The 18,906-nt window shown below is 70.9% G+C and carries 17 protein-coding genes; 13 read left to right on the top strand and 4 right to left on the bottom strand.

Annotation, left to right across the window (positions count from 1 at the left end; all coding sequences use genetic code 11):
- Positions 1-14: 14 nt before the first annotated feature.
- Together groL and groES are read right to left on the bottom strand one after the other, a co-directional pair.
- Positions 15-1,670 (bottom strand): chaperonin GroEL, encoded by a 1,656-nt coding sequence (gene groL / locus AB0E94_RS20450; RefSeq protein WP_360328341.1) that lies wholly within the window; start codon positions 1,668-1,670, stop codon positions 15-17.
- Between the two features lie 72 nt (positions 1,671-1,742).
- Positions 1,743-2,057 (bottom strand): co-chaperone GroES, encoded by a 315-nt coding sequence (gene groES, locus AB0E94_RS20455; RefSeq protein ID WP_014440794.1) that lies wholly within the window; start codon positions 2,055-2,057, stop codon positions 1,743-1,745.
- A gap of 215 nt (positions 2,058-2,272) precedes the next feature.
- Here groES and AB0E94_RS20460 point away from each other — a divergent pair, with 215 nt between their 5' ends.
- From AB0E94_RS20460 to AB0E94_RS20515, 12 genes are all read left to right on the top strand, one after another.
- Entirely contained in the window at positions 2,273-3,457 is a 1,185-nt protein-coding gene (locus tag AB0E94_RS20460) for a class I SAM-dependent methyltransferase (protein ID WP_360328343.1), read from the top strand.
- A gap of 52 nt (positions 3,458-3,509) precedes the next feature.
- Complete coding sequence (gene ybaK / locus AB0E94_RS20465; RefSeq protein ID WP_360328345.1) at positions 3,510-4,001, top strand: Cys-tRNA(Pro) deacylase; 492 nt, start codon at positions 3,510-3,512, stop codon at positions 3,999-4,001.
- A 330-nt stretch (positions 4,002-4,331) separates the two neighbouring features.
- Positions 4,332-5,432 carry a substrate-binding domain-containing protein gene (locus AB0E94_RS20470; RefSeq protein WP_360328347.1) on the top strand — a complete coding sequence of 367 codons (1,101 nt, stop codon included), beginning with the start codon at positions 4,332-4,334 and terminating at the stop codon, positions 5,430-5,432.
- A gap of 116 nt (positions 5,433-5,548) precedes the next feature.
- Positions 5,549-6,352 carry an ATP-binding cassette domain-containing protein gene (locus AB0E94_RS20475; protein WP_360328348.1) on the top strand — a complete coding sequence of 268 codons (804 nt, stop codon included), beginning with the start codon at positions 5,549-5,551 and terminating at the stop codon, positions 6,350-6,352.
- Positions 6,349-7,605: an ABC transporter permease gene (locus AB0E94_RS20480; protein ID WP_360328350.1), complete on the top strand. Its 1,257-nt coding sequence runs from the start codon at positions 6,349-6,351 to the stop codon at positions 7,603-7,605. The genes AB0E94_RS20475 and AB0E94_RS20480 overlap by 4 nt, the downstream gene beginning before the upstream one ends.
- A 42-nt stretch (positions 7,606-7,647) precedes the next feature.
- On the top strand, positions 7,648-8,826 hold the full coding sequence (locus tag AB0E94_RS20485) for an ROK family transcriptional regulator (RefSeq protein ID WP_317788629.1): 1,179 nt from the start codon (positions 7,648-7,650) through the stop codon (positions 8,824-8,826).
- 24 nt (positions 8,827-8,850) lie between these two features.
- A complete protein-coding gene (locus AB0E94_RS20490; RefSeq protein WP_360328352.1) occupies positions 8,851-9,792 on the top strand; it encodes a hypothetical protein in 942 nt (313 codons plus the stop codon).
- Between the two features lie 62 nt (positions 9,793-9,854).
- The gene (locus AB0E94_RS20495) at positions 9,855-10,778 is read left to right on the top strand and encodes a hypothetical protein (protein ID WP_360328354.1); all 924 of its coding nucleotides are present in this window, start codon (positions 9,855-9,857) and stop codon (positions 10,776-10,778) included.
- On the top strand, positions 10,775-12,421 hold the full coding sequence (locus AB0E94_RS20500; RefSeq protein ID WP_360328356.1) for an insulinase family protein: 1,647 nt from the start codon (positions 10,775-10,777) through the stop codon (positions 12,419-12,421). The genes AB0E94_RS20495 and AB0E94_RS20500 overlap by 4 nt, the downstream gene beginning before the upstream one ends.
- Positions 12,422-12,442: 21 nt before the next feature.
- Positions 12,443-13,384 (top strand): hypothetical protein, encoded by a 942-nt coding sequence (locus tag AB0E94_RS20505; protein WP_360328358.1) that lies wholly within the window; start codon positions 12,443-12,445, stop codon positions 13,382-13,384.
- Positions 13,381-14,898, top strand: a complete 1,518-nt coding sequence (locus AB0E94_RS20510) for an insulinase family protein (protein ID WP_360328359.1) — start codon at positions 13,381-13,383, stop codon at positions 14,896-14,898. Before AB0E94_RS20505 ends, AB0E94_RS20510 begins: the two co-directional genes overlap by 4 nt.
- A 58-nt stretch (positions 14,899-14,956) precedes the next feature.
- Positions 14,957-16,483 (top strand): molybdopterin-dependent oxidoreductase, encoded by a 1,527-nt coding sequence (locus AB0E94_RS20515; RefSeq protein WP_360328361.1) that lies wholly within the window; start codon positions 14,957-14,959, stop codon positions 16,481-16,483.
- Positions 16,484-16,642: 159 nt separating this feature from the next.
- Here the strand turns inward: AB0E94_RS20515 and AB0E94_RS20520 are convergent, their stop codons facing one another.
- A complete protein-coding gene (locus AB0E94_RS20520) occupies positions 16,643-17,029 on the bottom strand; it encodes a WhiB family transcriptional regulator (protein WP_317788622.1) in 387 nt (128 codons plus the stop codon).
- 231 nt (positions 17,030-17,260) lie between these two features.
- On the opposite strand from AB0E94_RS20520, the gene AB0E94_RS20525 reads away from it, so the two are divergent.
- Positions 17,261-18,109, top strand: a complete 849-nt coding sequence (locus tag AB0E94_RS20525) for a helix-turn-helix transcriptional regulator (protein WP_360328363.1) — start codon at positions 17,261-17,263, stop codon at positions 18,107-18,109.
- Positions 18,110-18,392: 283 nt separating this feature from the next.
- Here the strand turns inward: AB0E94_RS20525 and AB0E94_RS20530 are convergent, their stop codons facing one another.
- Complete coding sequence (locus AB0E94_RS20530) at positions 18,393-18,794, bottom strand: DUF5319 domain-containing protein (protein WP_360293211.1); 402 nt, start codon at positions 18,792-18,794, stop codon at positions 18,393-18,395.
- Between the last annotated feature and the right edge of the window lie 112 nt (positions 18,795-18,906).

The following is an 18,906-nucleotide window of genomic DNA, read 5'->3' on the forward strand; positions in this document are numbered from 1 at the left end:
AACGGTTGGACCGATCAGAAGCCCGGACCGTGCTGGTGGCCGTGCCCGTGACCGCCGTGGCTGTGGCCGTGGCCATCGCCGGCGGCCGGAGCGGCCTCGGCCGGCTTCTCCACCACGAGGCTCTCGGTGGTCAGCAGGAGCCCGGCGATCGAGACGGCGTTGGCGACCGCGTTGCGGGTCACCTTCACCGGGTCGATGATGCCGGCCGCGGCCAGGTCGACGTACTCGTCGGTGGCGGCGTTGAGGCCGTGGCCCCAGCCCAGCTCGTTGACCTTGCCCACCACGACGTAACCGTCGTGGCCGGCGTTCTGAGCGATCCAGCGCAGCGGCTCGAGCAGCGCCTTGCGGACGATGCCGACGCCGAGCGCCTCCTCGCCGGTGAGGCCGAGGTTGCCCTCGAGCTCCTTGGCGACCTGGGCGAGAGCGGCGCCGCCGCCGGGGACGGTGCCTTCCTCGACGGCCGCCTTGGTCGCCGCGATGGCGTCCTCGATGCGGTGCTTGCGCTCCTTCATCTCGACCTCGGTCGCGGCGCCGACCTTGATCACCGCGATGCCGCCGGAGAGCTTGGCCAGCCGCTCCTGCAACTTCTCGCGGTCCCAGTCGGAGTCGGACGCCTCGATCTCCTTGCGGATCTGCGAGACCCGGTCGGAGACGTCGGAGGAGTTGCCGCCACCGTCGACGATGGTGGTGTTCTCCTTGTCGACGACGATGCGCCGGGCGCTGCCCAGCGACTCGAGGCCGACCTGGTCGAGCTTGTAGCCGAGCTCGGGGGCGATCAGCTCGCCACCCGTGGCGATCGCGAGGTCCTGGAGGATCGCCTTGCGGCGGTCACCGAAACCGGGCGCCTTCACCGCGACGACCTTGATGGTCTTGCGCAGCGAGTTGACCACCAGGGTGGACAGGGCCTGGCCCTCGACGTCCTCCGCGACGATCAGCAGCGGCTTGCCGGTCTGGAGCACCTTCTCCAGCAGCGGGAGCAGCTCCTCGATGCTGGAGATCTTCTGCGTGGTGAGGAGGATGTGCGCGTCCTCCAGCACCGCCTCCTGCGCCTCGGCGTCGGTCACGAAGTTCGGCGAGATGAAGCCCTTGTCGAACTGGAGACCCTCGGTCACGTCGAGCTCGGTGTGCAGCGCCGAACCCTCCTCGACCGTGATGACGCCGTCGCGGCCGACCCGGTCCATCGCGTCGGCGATCAGCTCGCCGATGTTCGCGTCCTGGGCCGAGATGGTGGCCACGTTGGCGATCGCCTTGTGGTCGGCGACCTCGACGGCCTTGGCCAGCAGCGCCTTGGACACGACCACCGAGGCCTGGTCCATGCCGCGCTTGAGACCGATCGGGTTGGCGCCGGCGGTCACGTTGCGCAGGCCCTCGCGGACCAGCGCCTGCGCGAGCACGGTCGCCGTGGTGGTCCCGTCGCCGGCGACGTCGTTGGTCTTCGTCGCCACCTCCTTGACCAACTGGGCGCCGAGGTTCTCATACGGGTCGGTGAGCTCGATCTCCTTGGCGATGGTGACGCCGTCGTTGGTGATCGTGGGCGCGCCGAACTTCTTGTCCAGGACGACGTTGCGACCCCGCGGACCGAGGGTGACCTTGACCGTGTCGGCGAGGGTGTTGACGCCGTGCTCCAGGAGGTGCCGGGCGTTGTCTGAGAAGCTGAGGATCTTCGCCATGAATGGTCCCTTCACGCACCAGCGCCCTGCCCCGAGCTATCGGAACAGGGCGCAAGCGCAATCAGTTAGGTCTTACTTCTCGATGACCGCGAGGACGTCGCGGGCGGAGAGCACCAGGTACTCCTCGCCGGCGTACTTGACCTCGGTGCCGCCGTACTTCGAGTAGAGGACGACGTCGCCGACCTTCACGTCGAGCGGAACGCGGTTGCCCTTGTCGTCGATCCGGCCGGGGCCGACGGCGAGGACGGTGCCCTCCTGGGGCTTCTCCTTGGCGGTGTCGGGGATCACGATGCCGGAAGCGGTCGTGGTCTCAGCCTCGTTCGCCTGGACCACGATGCGGTCCTCGAGCGGCTTGATCGCAACCTTGGTCGCGGTAGTCACGGGCATACCCTCCTGGGTACAGGTTTCGCCGGCCTTGAACCAGGCCGGTCAATGCCTCATGCCACCGGGCGGGGCCGTCGTCGCGGGTGCCGGTCCGCCTGGTGCCTAACCGCCACGGAGGACCCGGGCGGCTGGCACCCTCATGTTGAGAGTGCTAACCGGAGACTATGCCGGAACTAGCACTCCGTCAACCAGAGTGCCAACCTGTCACGCCAGGGAGAATGCCTCTCGTGACCCCCGAGTTGTTGCAACTGTTGCGTACCCCCGAAGGGTTGAAAGCCCTGGCCGCGGCGGCTGAGGTGACCGGCGGTGAGCCGCTCGCCGCGGCCTCGGCCCTGCGGGCCCGGGGCTTCGGCGCGGAGCTCTCCGCGGCCGCCTTGACCCAGGCTAGTTTGCGCGAGCGCGCCGCGATGAAGTTCGGCCCGGACGCCGCCGGGATGTTCTTCACCAGGGCCGGTCTGGAGCAGGCGACCCGGGCCGCGGTCGCCGACCGGAGGGCCGCACGGCTCGTCGCGGCCGGGGTCGAGACCCTGGCCGATCTGGGTTGCGGTCTCGGGTCCGACGCGCTGGCCGCGGCCCGACACGGCATCACCGTGTACGCGGTGGACGCCGACCCGGTCACCGCGGCGATGGCGGCCGCGAACGCCGAGGCCGCCGGGCTCGCCGACCGGATCACGGTGACCTGCGCCGACGCCACCACGGTCCCGGTCGAGCGGTACGACGCGGTCTTCGCCGACCCGGCCCGCCGCCAGGCCGGCCGTGGCCGGGTGTTCGACCCGAAGGCCTACTCGCCGCCATGGGACTTCATCGCCGGGCTCCCCGGACGGACCCCGCGCACGGTGCTGAAACTCGCGCCGGGCATCGACCACGCGCTGTTGCCGCCCGGCGCCGAGGGGGAGTGGGTGAGCGTCGGCGGCGACCTGGTCGAGGCCGCGTTCTGGTGCGGTCCGCTGGCCGGAGCGCCCCGCCGGGCCACGCTGGTCGGCCCGGACGCCGGTTTGACCGGGTCAGGCAACAAAACCGGGGAGGTCGGTCCGGTCGGCGCGTGGATCTACGACCCCGATCCGGCGGTGGTCCGCTCGCATCTGGTGGCCGAGTTCGCCGAGTCGATCGGTGGATGGTTGGCCGACCCGGAGATCGCCTACGTCTACACCGACGAGCCGGTGGACACGCCGTTCGCACGCCGGCTCGGGGTGACCGAGATGCTGCCGTTCTCGCTGAAACGGCTGCGTGCGCTGCTGCGCGAGCGTGGGGTCGGGGTGCTGGAGATCCGCAAGCGGGGCTCGGCGCTGGTGCCCGACCAGCTGCGCAAAGACCTCCGGCTGTCCGGGCCGAACACCGCCGGGCTGGTGCTCACCCGGGTGGCGGGCGCACCTGTCGCGTTGATCACCACGGCGGCGATGTAACTGCCGGAAGGCGGGGACAAGCGGACGGCCGCGGCGATGTAGCTTTCTGCTCATGGCCAAGAAGGCGGCCGGAACGCCGGCGACCGTGCTGCTGAACAGCGAGCGGGTGGCGCACACCCTGCATCCGTACGAGGTGTCGCCGGACGCCCCCAACTACGGCGCGCTGGTGGCCGAGGCCCTGGGTGTCGCGCCGGAGCGGCTGTTCAAGACGCTGGTGGCCGAGGTGGACGGCGCTCTCGTGGTCGGTGTCGTGCCGGTCACCGGCGACCTGGACCTGAAGGCGCTGGCGTCGGCCGCGGGCGGCAAGCGGGCCGCGCTGGCCGACCGGACGGCCGCGGAGCGCAGCAGTGGTTACGTCCGGGGCGGGATCAGTCCGCTCGGGCAGCGGAAGCGACTCCCCACCGTGATCGACGACACGGTGGCCGGGCTCGATCTGATGTATGTGTCGGCCGGCCGCCGTGGGTTGCAGGTGTCGCTCGCCCCGGCCGACCTGATCCGGTTGACCAGTGCGATCGTCGCCCCGATCCGGGCGGGCGCATCCTAGTACGGGCGGATAAAAGTCTGTTCTTCGGGTTTCCGCCAACTTCTTTCGCTGAAACTACTTAGCGTTACTTTGTGCAGACCGGCGGGCGATTTTCGGTAACAAGGCTGCGACCTCGGCGAACGGCCATGTTGCCGGATTGTTATCCCTCGTTACGAGATAGACCGCCGTTGCCGCTTGTGTTCTCCGCCACCATGGGAATACGTTGCCGGGCACAACAAACCGGCACCTGATCCATCGGCGTCATGGCTCAGCAGTGGTTCTCCCAGGCGCTGCTTGTCCTGACAAATCCGAACAAGGCTCCGGATTTACCCCCCGAAAGGACATATAAGGATGCGTAAGGGAATGTTCGCCCTTGCCGCGGCTGGCCTTCTGGTCACGGGAAGCCTGTCCGCCTGCGGCTCCGAGAGCAACTCCGGCACCGGCACCGGCTCCTCGGGCGGCGGCGCCACGGTCGGCGTGATCCTGCCCGATACCAAGAGCTCGGCCCGCTGGGAGACGGCGGACCTGAAGTACCTCACCGACGCGTTCAACGCCGCGGGCGTCAAGGCAGACATCAAGAACGCCCAGGGTGACAAGGCCTCGTTCCAGACCATCGCCGACGGCATGATCCAGAGCGGCGTCAAGGTCCTGATGATCGTCAACCTGGACTCCGGCACCGGCAAGAACGTGCTGGAGAACGCCAAGAAGGCGGGCATCAACACGATCGACTACGACCGTCTCACGCTGAGCGGCGGCGCCGACTACTACGTCTCCTTCGACAACGTCGAGGTCGGCAAGCTGCAGGGCCAGGGCCTGGTGGACTGCCTCACCGAGAAGAAGGTGACCAAGCCGGTCGTCTCCTACCTCAACGGCTCGCCCACCGACAACAACGCCACCCTGTTCAAGGAGGGCTACGACTCGATCCTCAAGCCGAAGTTCGACTCGGGCGAGTACACCAAGGGCCCGGACGACGCGGTTCCGGACTGGGACAACGCCAAGGGCGGCACGATCTTCGAGCAGCAGCTCACCAAGGACAACAAGATCGCCGGCGTGCTCGCCGCGAACGACGGCCTCGGCAACGCGGCCATCGAGGTCCTGAAGAAGAACAAGCTGAACGGCACCGTCCCGGTCACCGGCCAGGACGCCACCGTCCAGGGCCTGCAGAACATCCTCGCGGGCGACCAGTGCATGACCGTCTACAAGGCGATCAAGAAGGAAGCCGACGCGGCCGCCGCGCTGGCCATCGCGCTGGCCAAGGGTGAGACCCCGACCACGGCCACCGGCACCGTGACCGACCCGGAGTCGAAGGCCACCGTCAAGTCCGTGCTGCTCAAGCCGGAGGCGATCACCAAGGCGAACGTGAAGGCGGTCGTCGACGACGGCTTCGTCACGAAGGCCGAGCTCTGCACCGCAGCCTTCACGAAGGCCTGCACCGACGCGGGCATCAGCTGACCCTCAGCACCTCCCGCTGAACTCGGCGACGGCGCCGCCCATGTCACCCCATGGGCGGCGCCGGAGTCGATTCCGCGGACGGAACCGGTCGGTCACCGAACGAAGGAGAAACATCCGTGGCCGCGACACCCCTACTGGAACTGCGCGGGATCGACAAGAGCTTCGGTCCTGTCCAGGTGCTGCACGATGTCGGCCTGAGCGTCTACCCCGGCGAGGTCACCGCACTGGTCGGTGACAACGGCGCCGGCAAGTCGACGCTGGTCAAGTGCATCAGTGGCATCTACACGATCGACGCGGGCACGGTGACCTTCGACGGCCGGCAGGTCTCCATCCACAGCCCCCGGGACGCCTCCGACCTCGGTATCGAGGTCGTCTACCAGGACCTCGCGCTCTGCGACAACCTGGACATCGTCCAGAACATGTTCCTCGGCCGGGAGAAGAAGCGCGGCATCGTCCTGGACGAGCCGACCATGGAGCAGATGGCCGGCGAGACCCTGGCCAGCCTCTCGGTACGCACCGTCAAGTCGCTGCGCCAGCTCGTCGCCAGCCTCTCCGGCGGCCAGCGCCAGACCGTGGCGATCGCCAAGGCGGTGCTCTGGAACAGCCGGGTCGTCATCCTCGACGAGCCGACCGCGGCTCTCGGCGTGGCCCAGACCGCCCAGGTCCTGGAGCTGGTCCGCCGGCTGGCCGACAACGGTCTCGGCGTGGTGCTGATCTCGCACAACATGAACGACGTCTTCGCGGTCTCCGACCGGATCGCCGCCCTCTACCTCGGCCGGATGGCTGCCCAGGTGAAGGCGAGCGACGTCACCCACGCCCAGGTCGTTGAGCTGATCACCGGTGGGCGCAGCGGCAACCTGGGCCTACCGCCGGAGAACCCCACCGACTTCGCAGACATCACGCCGGGAGTTTCGAAGTGACCACGACCCTCGAGACCGCCGGTGGCGTCAAAGTAGTCAAGCCGACCGTAGCCAGCCACCTCCGCGACTACGTGGGCCGGATACGTGGCGGTGACCTCGGCGCCATGCCCGCCGTGCTGGGCCTGGTCATCCTCACCCTGATCTTCGGCACCGCGCGCCCGGAGACGTTCTTCAGCGCCGGCAACTTCGCGAACCTGTTCAACCAGGCCGCCGGCCTCACCATGATCGCGATGGGCCTGATCTTCGTCCTGCTGCTGGGCGAGATCGACCTCTCCGCCGGTTACGCGGCCGGCGTCTGCGGTGCGGTGATGGCGATCATGCTGACCGAGAAGGGGTACGGCGAGCCGCTCGCGCTCACCGGCGCCCTGGTCGCCGGCCTGATCATCGGCCTGGTGCTCGGATTCCTGGTGGCGAAGGTGGGTATCCCCTCCTTCGTGGTCACGCTCGCGGCGTTCCTCGCCTTCCAGGGTGTCCTGCTGAACCTGCTCGGCGAGGGCAAGAACATCTCGATCCCGGACGGCTTTCTCAAGTCGCTCAACAAGGACAGCCTGCCGGTCGTCTGGAGCTGGGCGCTGGCCCTCGCCGCGGTGGCCGTCTTCGCCTTGATCCAGTTCCTGCGTTACCGCGGCCGGGCGGCCCGTAACCTGGTCACCGAGCCGGTCGGGATCATCCTGCTCCGGATCGCCGGCATCGCGGCGCTGATCCTGATCACCACCGCGGTCCTCACCCAGGAGCGGGCGATCAACCCGAACGTCGCCTCGCTCAAGGGCGTTCCGATCGCCGCGCCGGTGATCGGCGGCTTCCTGGTGCTGTGGACGTTCGTGCTGGGCCGCACCTCGTACGGCCGGCACGTCTACGCGGTCGGCGGCAACGCCGAGGCCGCCCGCCGGGCCGGTATCCCGGTCGACCGGATCCGCATCTCGGTCTTCGTGATCGGCTCGTTCATGGCCGCGGTCGGCGGCATCATGCTGGTCAGCCGGGCCGGGTCGGTCGACCCGAACACCGGTGGCAGCAGCACCCTGCTCTACTCGGTCGGCGCCGCGGTCATCGGCGGCACCAGCCTCTTCGGTGGCAAGGGCAAGGTCATCCACGCGGTGATCGGTGGCGCGGTGATCGCGGTCATCGACAACGGCATGTTCCTGATGGACTTCTCCTCCGGGACTCGCTACATCTTCACCGGTGTGATCCTGCTCATCGCCGCAGGTGTCGATGCGCTGGCTCGCCGCCGCGCGGCGGCGACCGGCAACCGGTAACCAGGGCCTGATGGAGACGACGGGGCAGGGGACGGGGCGCTGATGCGGGCCGGCCCGAGCCAGGAAGAGGTACGAAAGCACAACCTCGGGACATTGCTGCGTTACGTGCACATGCACGGCGCGACGTCCCGGGCTGAGCTCACCACCCGGCTGGGCCTCAACCGCAGCACGATCGGCGCGCTCACCGCCGACCTGATCGGCGCGGGGCTGGTCAGCGAGGCGGCGCCACGCGAGACCGGCCGGGCCGGACGACCGTCACTGGTCGTCCGGCCCGAGTCCGGGCGGGTGTACGCCTACGCGCTCAGCATCGAGGTGGACCGGCTGCGCGCGGCCCGGGTCGGGCTCGGCGGCCGGATCCTGGAGCAGTACGAGACCGAACGCCCCCGCGGCATGAGCGCCGGCGAGGCGGTCCGCCCGCTGGCCCGTTACGTCCGCACCATGCGTTCCGGTGTGCCCGCCGACGGCCGGTGCGTGGGCAGCGCCGTCGCCGTCGCCGGCATGGTGCGCCTGGAGGACGGCATGATCCGCCTGGCGCCGACGATCGGCTGGGTGGACGAGCCGATCGGTGCGGCGCTGCGTTCCGAGCTGGAGGAGTTCGGCCCGCTCAGCGTCGGCAACCACGCCGACGTGTGCGCGCTCGCCGAGCATTCCCGCGGGGCCGCGGTCGGTTCGGACAACGTCATCTACCTGTACGGCGACGTCGGTGTCGGCGCCGGGATCGTGGCCGGCGGCCGGCGGGTGCACGGGCACGGTGGCTACGGCGGCGAGGTCGGCCACATGGTCGTCAACCCGTACGGCCGGACGTGCAGTTGCGGCTCCCGGGGCTGCTGGGAGACCGAGATCGGCGAGCACGCGCTGCTGCGCCTGGCCGGGCGGGAGGACCGCAGCGGCCGGGAGGCGGTGCTGGCCGTGGTGGACGCCGCGATGCGCGGGGACAGTTCGGCACAGCACGCGTTGCGGCAGGTCGGCGACTGGGTCGGGTTCGGTGTCGGCAACCTGGTGAACATCTTCAACCCGGAAGTCGTGATCTTCGGCGGCACCCTGCGGGACGTCTACCTCGGCGCGGCGGCCCAGATCCGCAGCCGGCTCAACGCGGTCGGGCTGCCCGCCTGCCGGGAGCACGTCCGGCTGCGCACCCCTGAGCTGGGCCCGGACGCGGCGCTGATCGGGGCGGCCGAACTGGCCTTCGAGCATCTGCTCGACGACCCCCTCGTGCCCTGACCGCTCACGTTCTACGCTGCGGCCATGCTGCTGCGCCCACCGGTGATGGATCCGGCCGCCGCCTACCCGAAACTGACGACGCTGCGGACCGGGCTGCGCGCCGGTGACTGGGCGGCCTGCCGGGCGGTTCTGGACTCGGCGGAGCCGGTGGAGCGTACCGAATTGATCCGCTCTGCTTCGGATGCCTCAGGTGTGGAGCCGTTGCTGCGGCAGGTGCTCGACCGGGACCCCGACGACAGCACTGCCGCCGCCGTGCTGGGCTCGCACCTGGTCCACGTCGGCTGGGAGATCCGCAGCTCGTACCGGGCCCGGCACGTCAGCCGTAAGCAGTTCCAGGCGTTCCACGAGAAGCTGCGCCAGGCCGAACACGTGCTGTACCCGGCGACCGAGCGCCACCCCGACGACCCGGCGCTGTGGGTGATCCGGCTCACCGTCGCCCGCGGCCTGGAGCTGGGCCAGGACGAGGCCCGCCGCCGCTACGACCGGCTGGCCGAGATCGATCCCCAGCACCTGCCCGGCCAGCTCCAGTTGCTCCAGCAGCTCTGCCCGAAGTGGGGTGGCTCGTGGCCGGCGGTGTGGGACTTCGTCGGCCGGGTGGCCGGCACCGCCCCGTTCGGCGCGCACAACCACATGGTCATCGCCGAGGCGCACATCGAGGAGGCGACCGACGACGACTGGACCAGCGCCCGCCGCCGGCTCTCCGTCGCCGGCGTGCAGGCGGTGATCAAGGAGGCGGCGAACCGGTCGGTGTGGCACCCCGAGTTCCGTCGCAGCCACGGCTGGGTGCTGGTGCTGAACACCTTCGCGGCGGCGTTCAGTCTGGGCGGCGATCTCCGGTCGGCCAAGTCGATGTTCCGGATGCTCGGCGACTTCGGCAGCGAATACCCGTGGGGCAGCCTCGCGCCGAGCCCGGCCTCCACCATCTGGCTGCACAGACTCCGCACCGCGTTCGTCCGGGAGTCCTGATCGGACGGTCGGGGGCCACCGTCGTGAGTGGGCGCTCGCACCGAAGATCTATGCTGCCCGCCATGCTCCCGCGACAGCCAGTTCTGGACCCGGCGGCCGCCTACCCGCGGATCACCGGTCTGCGGGATGCCCTGGACTCCGGGGACTGGCCGGCCTGCCGTGCCGTCCTCGACGCCGCCGACCCGGTGGAACGCACCGAACTCACCATGATCGCTTTCGCCGAGCCGGGCCTGGAGACGTTCCTGCGCGGAGTGCTCGACGGCGACCCCGGCGACGGCGCGGCCGCCGCGTTGCTCGGCCAGCACCTGATCGGCGCGGCCTGGCGGATCCGGACCAGCGCCCGTTCCGAGCAGGTCAGCCCGGAACGGCTGGCCGCGTTCACCGACGGGCTGGTGACCGCCGAGCGGCTGCTTGTCGACGCCGCCGCCCGCAGCCCGCACGACCCGGCGATCTGGACGGCCCGGCTGATCACCGCGCGGGGTCTGCGGCTCGGCCTGTCCGAGGCACACCGCCGATACGCCCGGCTGGCCGAGATCGACCCGCACCACCTGCCAGGACAGTGGCAGTTCCTCCAGCAGCTGTGCCCGAAGTCCGGCGGCGACTGGGCGCGGGCGCACGCCTTCGCCCGGGAGACCGCCGACGCCGCCCCGCGCGGGTCGTTCGGTCCGGTGCTGGTCGCCGAGGCACACCTGGAGCACTGGCTGGAGTCCGGACTCCGCTATCTCGCCACCGACCAGGTCCGGGCCGAGCTGCACGAGGCGGCCCGCCGCTCGGTGTGGCACGCCGACTTCCGGCACACCCACGGCTGGGTCCGGGTGGTGAGCACCTTCGCGATGGCGTTCGCGCTGCTCGATGACCGGCCGGCGGCTGATTCGCTCTTCACCGAGCTCGGCGATCTCGGTTCCGAACGTCCCTGGGACTACCTCGGCGAGCCGGGATCGGTGATCGTGAAGTATCGGAAACGGGCGGCAGGAGGCGGCACATGAGGCGACTGGAGGTCGACGGGATCCCGGCGGTGCTCGCGCCGGTGACCGGCCCCGCCCACGCCGGCCTGGTCTTCCGGGTCGGCACGGCGGACGAGCCGCTGGCCCGGCGGGGCATCACCCGCCTGGTCGAGCACCTGGTGACCGACGGTCTCAGCGCGGCCGGGCGGACGAGCTGGACGACCGGACCGGAACACACCTACTTCCACGTGCAGGGTTCGCCGGCCGAGATCACCGACTTCCTGACCGGGGTGTGCGAAGCCCTGCGGAACCCACCCGTCGCCCGGCTGGCCACGGTGCGCGACCTGGTCCAGGGCGCTCAGCCGGAACGGGACCCGCTGCCCATGTGGCGGCACGGCGCCCGTGGCTTCGGGGTCGTCAGCTATCCCGAGTGGGCGCTGCCCGGGCTCACCGCCGAGCACCTCCGCGACTGGATCGCCCGCTACTTCACCAAGGAGAACGCGGCGCTCTGGGTGGCCGGCGACGAGGTGCCGGCCGGGCTGCGCCTGGACCTGCCGGCCGGTGAGCGGCAGCCACCACCGTCGGTCGCCACGACCCTGCCCGTCACGCCCGCCTGGTTCACCGGCGGAGTCGGCTGGGACACGGTGATCGCCCGGAGCCCGAGCGCGGCGGTCTTCGCCAACGTGCTGGAGCGCCGGGTCCGCCGCGACCTGCGTGACCTGACCACGCAGACCCGCACCGAGTACGTTCCCCGGGCGGACGGCACCGCCCGGATCCTGACGATCGCCGAGCCGCTGCCGGAGGAGCCGGAAGCGGCCCACGGCGGCCTGGTCGACGTGCTGGCCTCGATGCGGGCCGGCCGGATCGACCCGGACGAGGTGGCCGCCGTGGTGAAACTCACGTGCGAGGGTCTGCGCGACTCCGAGTCACGGGGCGCCCGGCTGCCCGGCCAGGCTTTCAACCTGCTCGCCGGGCGCGACCTGCAGCCCCTGGAGGAGGCGCTCGCCGAGGTGCGGGCGGTCACCGCCGCCGACGTGGCCCGGGTCGCCGGGGAGGCGTACGACGCCGGCCTGCTGATGACCCCGCCCGGCAGCACCGCCGAGTGGGCCGGGTACACGGCTGCCCCGGCGATGTCCGAGACCATGCCGGCCGGCCGCGTCCATCGTGGCCGCCGCGACCCGTCCCGGCGGCTGATCAGCGGCGCCGAGGGGATCGGCGTGACCGGCCGGGGCGTCGTCGCCGCGGTCCGCTGGGACTCCTGCGCGGCCCTGCTGGCCTGGCCGGACGGCGGCCGCCACCTGATCGGCGAGGACGCTGTGACGGTCCGGGTCGAGCCGACCCTCTACCGGAACGCCGACCGGGTGGTGCGCGAGGTGGACGCCCGGATCCCGGAGCGGCTGCGGATCGAGATGCCGGCCCGCGACCGCGACCGCATCCCACGGCCGGAGCCGGCGCCCCGGGACGGCGTGGCCCGGCGATATGCGGCGGCGATCCTCTGCGGTGTGCTCGCGCTCTTCTTCGTCAGCGGCGGTGTCTGGATCCTGACTCAGCTGCTGGCCGGGCCGGGCACCGGCAACCCACGCGGCGAGGACCTGCTGGCGCTCGGCGGATCGGTCGTCTTCGGCGTCCTCTTCGGCCGCTACAGCTGGGCCATCACGCGGGAACTGGGCAGCCGCCGCGGGTGAAGTGCCTCTATAGTGCGCGCCATGATCGGATCCAGCGACGTGGTGCTCGACGGGGCGGCCGCGTACCCGGAGATCGCCGGGCTCCGGGCGGCGCTCCAGCGCCGGGACTGGCCGGGCGGCCGGGCCCTGCTCGACCAGTTGGAGCCGATGGCCCGCAGCGCCGCGCTCCAGGCCTGTGCCGGTGAGCCCGGCCTGGAGGAGTTCCTGCGCGGGGTGCTGGCCGCCGACGTCACCGATGCCGCCGCGGCCGCGCTGCTCGGTCACCACCTGATCCACACCGGCTGGGAGATCCGCTCCGGGCGGTACGCCGAACACGTGAGCTCGGGGCAGTTCCACCAATTCCACGACTGGCTGCGCAAGGCCGAACTGGTGCTGATCGACGCCGCCGCCCGGCACCCGAAGGACCCGGCGATCTGGACCGCGCGGCTGCTCACCGCCCGCGGCCTGCAACTGGGCCTGGCCGAGGCGCGCCGCCGGCTGGACCGGGCGCTAGCCGCCCAGCCCCACCACCTGCCGGCCCAGCTCCAGTTCCTCCAGCACGCCTGCCCGAAATGGGACGGCACCTGGGAACTGCTGCACGAGTTCGCCCGGGACGCGATGCTGGCCGCACCGCCCGGGTCGCCGCACGCCGTCCTCGTCGTCCACGCGCACGTCGAGCACATCTTCGGCGACGACGACACCGACGTCTTCCGGTACCTGGCGGCCGAGGCCGTGCGTACCGAGATCTACGAGGCGGCGCACCGGTCGATCTGGCATCCGGAGTTCCGGCACGGTCCGGGCTGGGTGCAGGCGCTCAACGCGTTCGCGCTGATCTTCACGATGCTCGACGACAGGCGTTCGGCCGCGACCGCGTTCACCAGGCTCGGCAACCTGGCCGCGGAGTACCCGTGGAACCAGATCGGCAGCGATGTCAACGCGCAGGTCCGGGAGGCCAGGGCATGGGCGTACGAGGGGGCCGCATGACCGTCCGGCAGGAGGTGGACGGCGTACCGGTGCTGATCGCGCCGACCACCGGGCCGATGAGCGCCGGACTCGCCTTCCGGGTCGGTTTCGTCGACGAGTCGCTGTCCAAGCGCGGCATCACGCACCTGATCGAGCACCTGGCGCTGCACTCGCTCGGGGTCGCCGACTACCACTTCAACGGCGCCACCGGGGTCGAGCACACGGTCTTCCACATGCAGGGCGCCGAGGCCGACATCGTGGCGTTCCTGCACGGCGTCTGCGCCGGCCTGGCGAACCTGCCGATGCAGCGGCTCGCCGTGGAGAAGGAGATCCTGCGGACCGAGCAGAACTCCCGCGGCGAGGGCCCGGCCGGGCGGCTGGCGCTGTGGCGGCACGGCGCCCGCGACTACGGTCTGGCCAGCTATCCGGAGTGGGGTCTGTCCGCGATCACCCCGGACGATCTGCGCGCCTGGGTGGCCCGCTACTTCCACCGGGGCAACGCGGTGCTCTGGATCGCCGGGCCCGGCGTGCCCGCCGGCCTGCGGCTCGATCTGCCGGACGGCACGCGTCAGGTGGCCCCGGCGCCTTCTTCGATTCTTCCGGTACGCCCGGCGTACTTCCCCGGCGCCGAGGATGCGGTCGCCTGGGACACCGTGGTCGACCGGGGCGAGCCGGCAGCGGTCTTCGCCGAGGTGCTGCGACGGTCGATGTTCCGTTCGCTGCGGCAGGAGAGTGGCCTCTCCTACAACGTGGTGACCGACTACACACCCCGGGCCGACGGCCGGGCCGTGATCATGGCGGCCGCCGACTCGCTGCCGGAGAAGCAGGGCGCCGTGCTCGGCGGGCTCGTCGACGTGCTGGCGGCGGCCCGCCTCGGCATGATCGACGAGGCCGAGGTGACAGCCGTGGTCAACAAGCGCCGCGAGGAGCTGCGACAGGCCGGCGCCACCGGGGGACGGCTGCCCGGCCAGGCGTTCGACCTGCTCGACGGCCGGCCGGTGCGTGACCTCGACGAGGTGCTGGCCGAGCTGGACGCGGTCACGCTCGATGACGTGGTCACGGTCGCCGCGGCCGCCTGCGCCGACGGCCTGCTGATGACACCCGGCGAGACCCAGGCCGACTGGGCCGGATACGCCGACGCGCCGGTCTCCTCGGTGCCGCTGGTGGACGGGGTGACCTACCGGGCGCTCGGTGGCTCGGCGCCGAGCCTGGTCGCCGGTGAGCGGGGGCTCAGCCTGATCCGGCCGGGCTCGACACTCACCGTGCTCTTCAGCGAATGCTCGGCCGTGCTCGCCTGGCCGGACGGCGGCCGGATCTTCATCGGCCACGACGCCGCCCAGCTACGTGTCGAGCCGACCCTCTACCCGGACGGTTCCGCGCTGGTGACCGCCCTGGACGCCCGGGTCCGGCCGGAGCTGCGGATCCCGATGCCGGCCCGCGAGCCGGACCGGATCCCCCGCCCGGACACACCCGAGGAGCCGGTTCCGGCCGGATCGATCCTCTCCCGTGCTCTGCGCCGGATCCGCGGTCGGTAACGAATCCGTAAGGCCCGCAGCCGTTCCGGTCGTGGCCAGGACCGGAGACGATGGCAGGGTGAAGGCGTTGATCAGGTCCGGGCTCGGTGGGGTGGCGGCGGCCGCGGCCGCGCTCGGGGTGGCCGAGCTGGCCGCTCTGGTGACCGGGGCCCGCTCGGCCCCGATCGTCGCGGTCGGCGGTGTGGTGGTCGATCACGTGCCGGCCCCGGTCAAGGACTTCGGCATCGCCGTGTTCGGGGTGCACGACAAGACCGCCCTGATCGTCGGCACGGTCCTGCTGCTCGCCGCCTACGCCTTCGGGGTGGGTGTGCTGGCCCGCCGTCGATGGGCACTGGCGGTCGCCGGGGTCGCGCTGTTCGGGCTGGCCGGAGCAGCGGCGGCGGTGACCCGGCCGGGTGCGGGCGTGACCTCGGTGATCCCGTCGGTGATCGGCGCCGCGGTGGCCGTGCTGGTGCTCCACCACCTGCGCGGACGGGCGGACGCGGCCGAAATCGACGACGTGGGCGGTACGCCGTACCAGATCGAGGAAAGCCGTCGCCGTTTTCTCCGTGACCTGGGGATCGTCGCCGCAGCCGCCGCGGTGGCCGGGGTCGCCGGCCGGATGCTCACCTCGCGCCGCGCGGTGACCGCGGCCCGGCAGTCGGTCGCGTTGCCGGCCGCCGCCGAACCCCGTCCGGTGCTGCCGCCGGGCGTGGACGTGCCGGGCACGACCCCCTATGTCACGCCCAACCGGACGTTCTACCGGATCGACACCGCCCTGGTCACGCCGCAGGTCGACCCGGAGGCCTGGCAGTTGCGGATCCACGGGATGGTCCGCAACCCGATCACGATCACCTGGGCCGATCTGCTGAAACGGCCGATGGTCGAGCGGTACGTGACGATCGCCTGCGTCTCCAACGAGGTCGGCGGCGACCTGATCGGCAACGCGCTGTGGCTCGGCACCCCGATCAAGGACCTGCTGGACGAGGCCGGCCCGCTGCCCGAGGCCGATCAGGTGGTGCAGCGCTCGGTGGACGGCTGGACCTGTGGCGCGCCGACCGCGGTGCTCCGTGACGGCCGGGACGCGCTGCTCGCGATCGGGATGAACGGTGAGCCGTTGCCGGTCGAGCACGGCTTCCCGGCCCGGATGATCGTTCCCGGACTGTACGGCTACGTCTCCGCCTGCAAGTGGATCACCGAGATCGAGCTGACCCGGTTCGCCGACTTCGACGCCTACTGGGTGCCGCGCGGGTGGTCGGCGCTGGCCCCGGTGAAGACCCAGTCACGAATCGACAGCCCCCGCGACGGGAGCCGGAAACCGGCGGGCGACGTGACGGTGGCCGGAGTCGCATGGGCGACACATCGGGGGATCGCCTCGGTCGAGGTGCAGGTGGACGACGGTCCCTGGCAGACCGCGCGACTCGCCGCGGCGGTCTCCGCGGACACCTGGCGGCAGTGGAGCCTGACCTGGGCCGCCTCCGCCGGGCGGCACACCCTTCGGGTACGTGCGACCGATCTCGATGGGGTGACTCAGACCCCCGTGGAGGCGCCGCCGGCCCCGGACGGAGCCACCGGACTGCACCAGGTGACCCTCGACATCGGGTAGTTGAAAGCCGCACTTTCGGTCCGACTCGGGAAAGCAAGTCGCTCATACGGTGGCTTGCATGTCCACCAATGCGGTTGAAGAACCGCTGAACCACTCGACACGGTCCTCGGTGGAGGACCGTGCCGGAAGCCGTGTGGTGATGCCGCGTGCCGGGCGGCGTCAGGCCGCAGGTGCCTGCCGTTGTGCGGGCACCGCCGTCTTGTGGGGCCGGCCGAGGCGAGCCTCGAGCCGGAGCAGGTCGACCCGTCCGTGACGGTCCGCCAGATCCTCCCAGCCGACCGCGAGCAGCCGCAGCCGCTCCGATTCGCTGAAACCTCCCCATACCCCGTACGGCTCGCGAACAGCGAGGGCGTGCGCGGCGCACTCGGCCCGGACCGGGCACGCGCCGCACATGGTCTTCGCCTTGGCCTCCCGGCGATTGCGGGACGACCCGCGTTCGCCGTCGGGGTGGAAGAACTGTGCGCTGTCCCGGCCGCGGCAGAGCCCCAGTCTCTGCCAATCCCAGAGATCGGCGATGGGACCGGGCAGTCTGCGAACGTTCGACATCAACACCCTCCTCCCGCGCGGCACCGCGGAGCGTTCGTCGTGAGGGGCCAGGAACCGGCCTTTCGCCGGTGTACCCAGGCAACGCCAACCTCACACGCGCCATGTCGATGTCTTCGCGAGCGGTATGGCAAAGGGGTGGCAAGTCATACCTTTCTTTCCCGTTTTTTCCATCTAAAGCGCGTAATGCTGCGGCCCTCGCGTGATCTCCTCTGAGAGAGAAGGAGGATCACTGTGCGTACCGTCCTCGTGTGCGTCCGAACCCCGCTGGCGGCCCAGACCGTCGCGTCCACCGCGGCCAGGCTCGGCATGACCGGCGTCGTCCGGACAGCGGTCAGCGAGACCGAGGCCATGATCCGACTGGCGGAACGGCCCGCCGAAGTGGTCCTGGCCGACACCGCCGTGACCCGGCCCGACAGCGTCGGCTTCACCCGGCGTGTGCTCGCCCGTGCCCCCCAGGCGCAGGTGGTGCTCTTCGGAGCGGAAGACCCACGGGTCGCCGCCGCGGCAGTCGCCGCCGGTGCCCGGGGCGTCATCCGTGGCGTCGAACATGACCTGGTCAGCGTCGTCGCCAAGGCGCTGCTCCTACTACTGCTGCCGGTGCGCCCCCAGGGCATGCCGATCAACGGCGCCAACGCTCAGCCGGCCACGGTGGCCGGCGGGGTGCGCAACAACAACTCCCCGGCGGCCCGGGGCCAGTACCAGCAGGGCGGCATCGGTGTGCACAACGCCGCATCGGTGCCGGCCATGCTGGGACCCAACGCGCCGATGGTCCCGGCGCAGCGCGGCGACGCACCCATCGACCCGGCCACCGGCCGGCCGATGGTGGCCTGGCCGGGCAACGAGGCGGGCGTCGGCATGACCGACGCGCAGCCGGCCGGCCGGCGGCTGACGCTCACCGAGCGTGAGCTTCAGGTGCTTCGAGGAATGGCGGACGGCAAGAGCAACGCCGAGATCGGCCGCGAACTCTTCGTCTCCGAGGACACCGTCAAAACCCACGCACGGCGTCTCTTCCGCAAACTCGGCGCACGAGACCGAGCACACGCGGTCGCGGCAGGCTTCCGGGCAGGGCTTGTCGCTTAACTGGCTGGCTCCGCTTCGCTCCGCTGGCAAAACGCCTTTTAACCGGCGATGAGGCAGGCGATTTCCCGCCACCCCGCAAACCCCGCGGGGCGTCGGCAAACCGACTGCCTCATCGCCGGCGGCGTTTTGCGGGCCGCTCTGTGGCTACGTGCGCACTGGGAAACTACGGGGTTCTAGCGGCGTGGCTACGTGCGCACCGGGAACTACGGGGTTCTAGCGGCGTGGCAGCGTGCGCACCGGGAAGCTACGGGGATTCAAGGCTCGGCCACGTGTGCTCTGGTGGCTATGGGGTCTCGTCGTCGCTGCCCTCGGTTAGGGTGTCGTGGACGCCGTCGGCGTAACCCCGGGCGTACTCCCACGTGACGTAGTGGTCGGGGTCGGGGTCGTAGGCGGGCTCGTGCACCCGTGGCCGCCCGCTGCTCAGCAGGTGGCGCAGGTTGCCCCGCAGCAGATCCCAGTCGAAGTAGTGCGGCTCGTGGCAGTCCTCGCACTCGATCACCAGCCCGCGGATGCCCGTCGGACTCAGCAGCGCCTGATAGATCTCCAGGTCGGAGAGGTCCTCCAGGACATCCTGCCGCTCGTCCTCGGTCAGCGGTTCGGACTCGGCGTCCTCGTTGAGGTCGTCGAGACCGGCGGCCGGGTCGGTCGGGTCGCCGTTGAACGGGTCGATGGGCTCATCTTGCACCCCCATACCGTACTCACCTCTCGTGCGTGTGTGCTGGCCCGCACGTTCTGTCCGCCAGCCGGGTGCCCCGTCCGGGATGGGTAGGATGATGAACTCCGCCTCTTCTCTAGGG

Source organism: Actinoplanes sp. NPDC026670 (assembly GCF_040638175.1).
Classification (GTDB): domain Bacteria; phylum Actinomycetota; class Actinomycetes; order Mycobacteriales; family Micromonosporaceae; genus Actinoplanes.

Excerpts from the sequence above, each read along its gene's own strand:
- AB0E94_RS20470 (WP_360328347.1), top strand. The coding sequence starts at position 4,332 with ATGCGTAAGGGAATGTTCGCCCTTGCCGCGGCTGGCCTTCTGGTCACG.
- AB0E94_RS20510 (WP_360328359.1), top strand. The coding sequence starts at position 13,381 with ATGACCGTCCGGCAGGAGGTGGACGGCGTACCGGTGCTGATCGCGCCG.
- AB0E94_RS20495 (WP_360328354.1), top strand. The coding sequence starts at position 9,855 with ATGCTCCCGCGACAGCCAGTTCTGGACCCGGCGGCCGCCTACCCGCGG.
- AB0E94_RS20500 (WP_360328356.1), top strand. The coding sequence starts at position 10,775 with ATGAGGCGACTGGAGGTCGACGGGATCCCGGCGGTGCTCGCGCCGGTG.
- AB0E94_RS20490 (WP_360328352.1), top strand. The coding sequence starts at position 8,851 with ATGCTGCTGCGCCCACCGGTGATGGATCCGGCCGCCGCCTACCCGAAA.
- groL (WP_360328341.1), bottom strand. The coding sequence starts at position 1,670 with ATGGCGAAGATCCTCAGCTTCTCAGACAACGCCCGGCACCTCCTGGAG.
- ybaK (WP_360328345.1), top strand. The coding sequence starts at position 3,510 with ATGGCCAAGAAGGCGGCCGGAACGCCGGCGACCGTGCTGCTGAACAGC.
- AB0E94_RS20520 (WP_317788622.1), bottom strand. The coding sequence starts at position 17,029 with ATGTCGAACGTTCGCAGACTGCCCGGTCCCATCGCCGATCTCTGGGAT.
- groES (WP_014440794.1), bottom strand. The coding sequence starts at position 2,057 with ATGCCCGTGACTACCGCGACCAAGGTTGCGATCAAGCCGCTCGAGGAC.
- AB0E94_RS20485 (WP_317788629.1), top strand. The coding sequence starts at position 7,648 with ATGCGGGCCGGCCCGAGCCAGGAAGAGGTACGAAAGCACAACCTCGGG.
- AB0E94_RS20460 (WP_360328343.1), top strand. The coding sequence starts at position 2,273 with ATGCCTCTCGTGACCCCCGAGTTGTTGCAACTGTTGCGTACCCCCGAA.
- AB0E94_RS20505 (WP_360328358.1), top strand. The coding sequence starts at position 12,443 with ATGATCGGATCCAGCGACGTGGTGCTCGACGGGGCGGCCGCGTACCCG.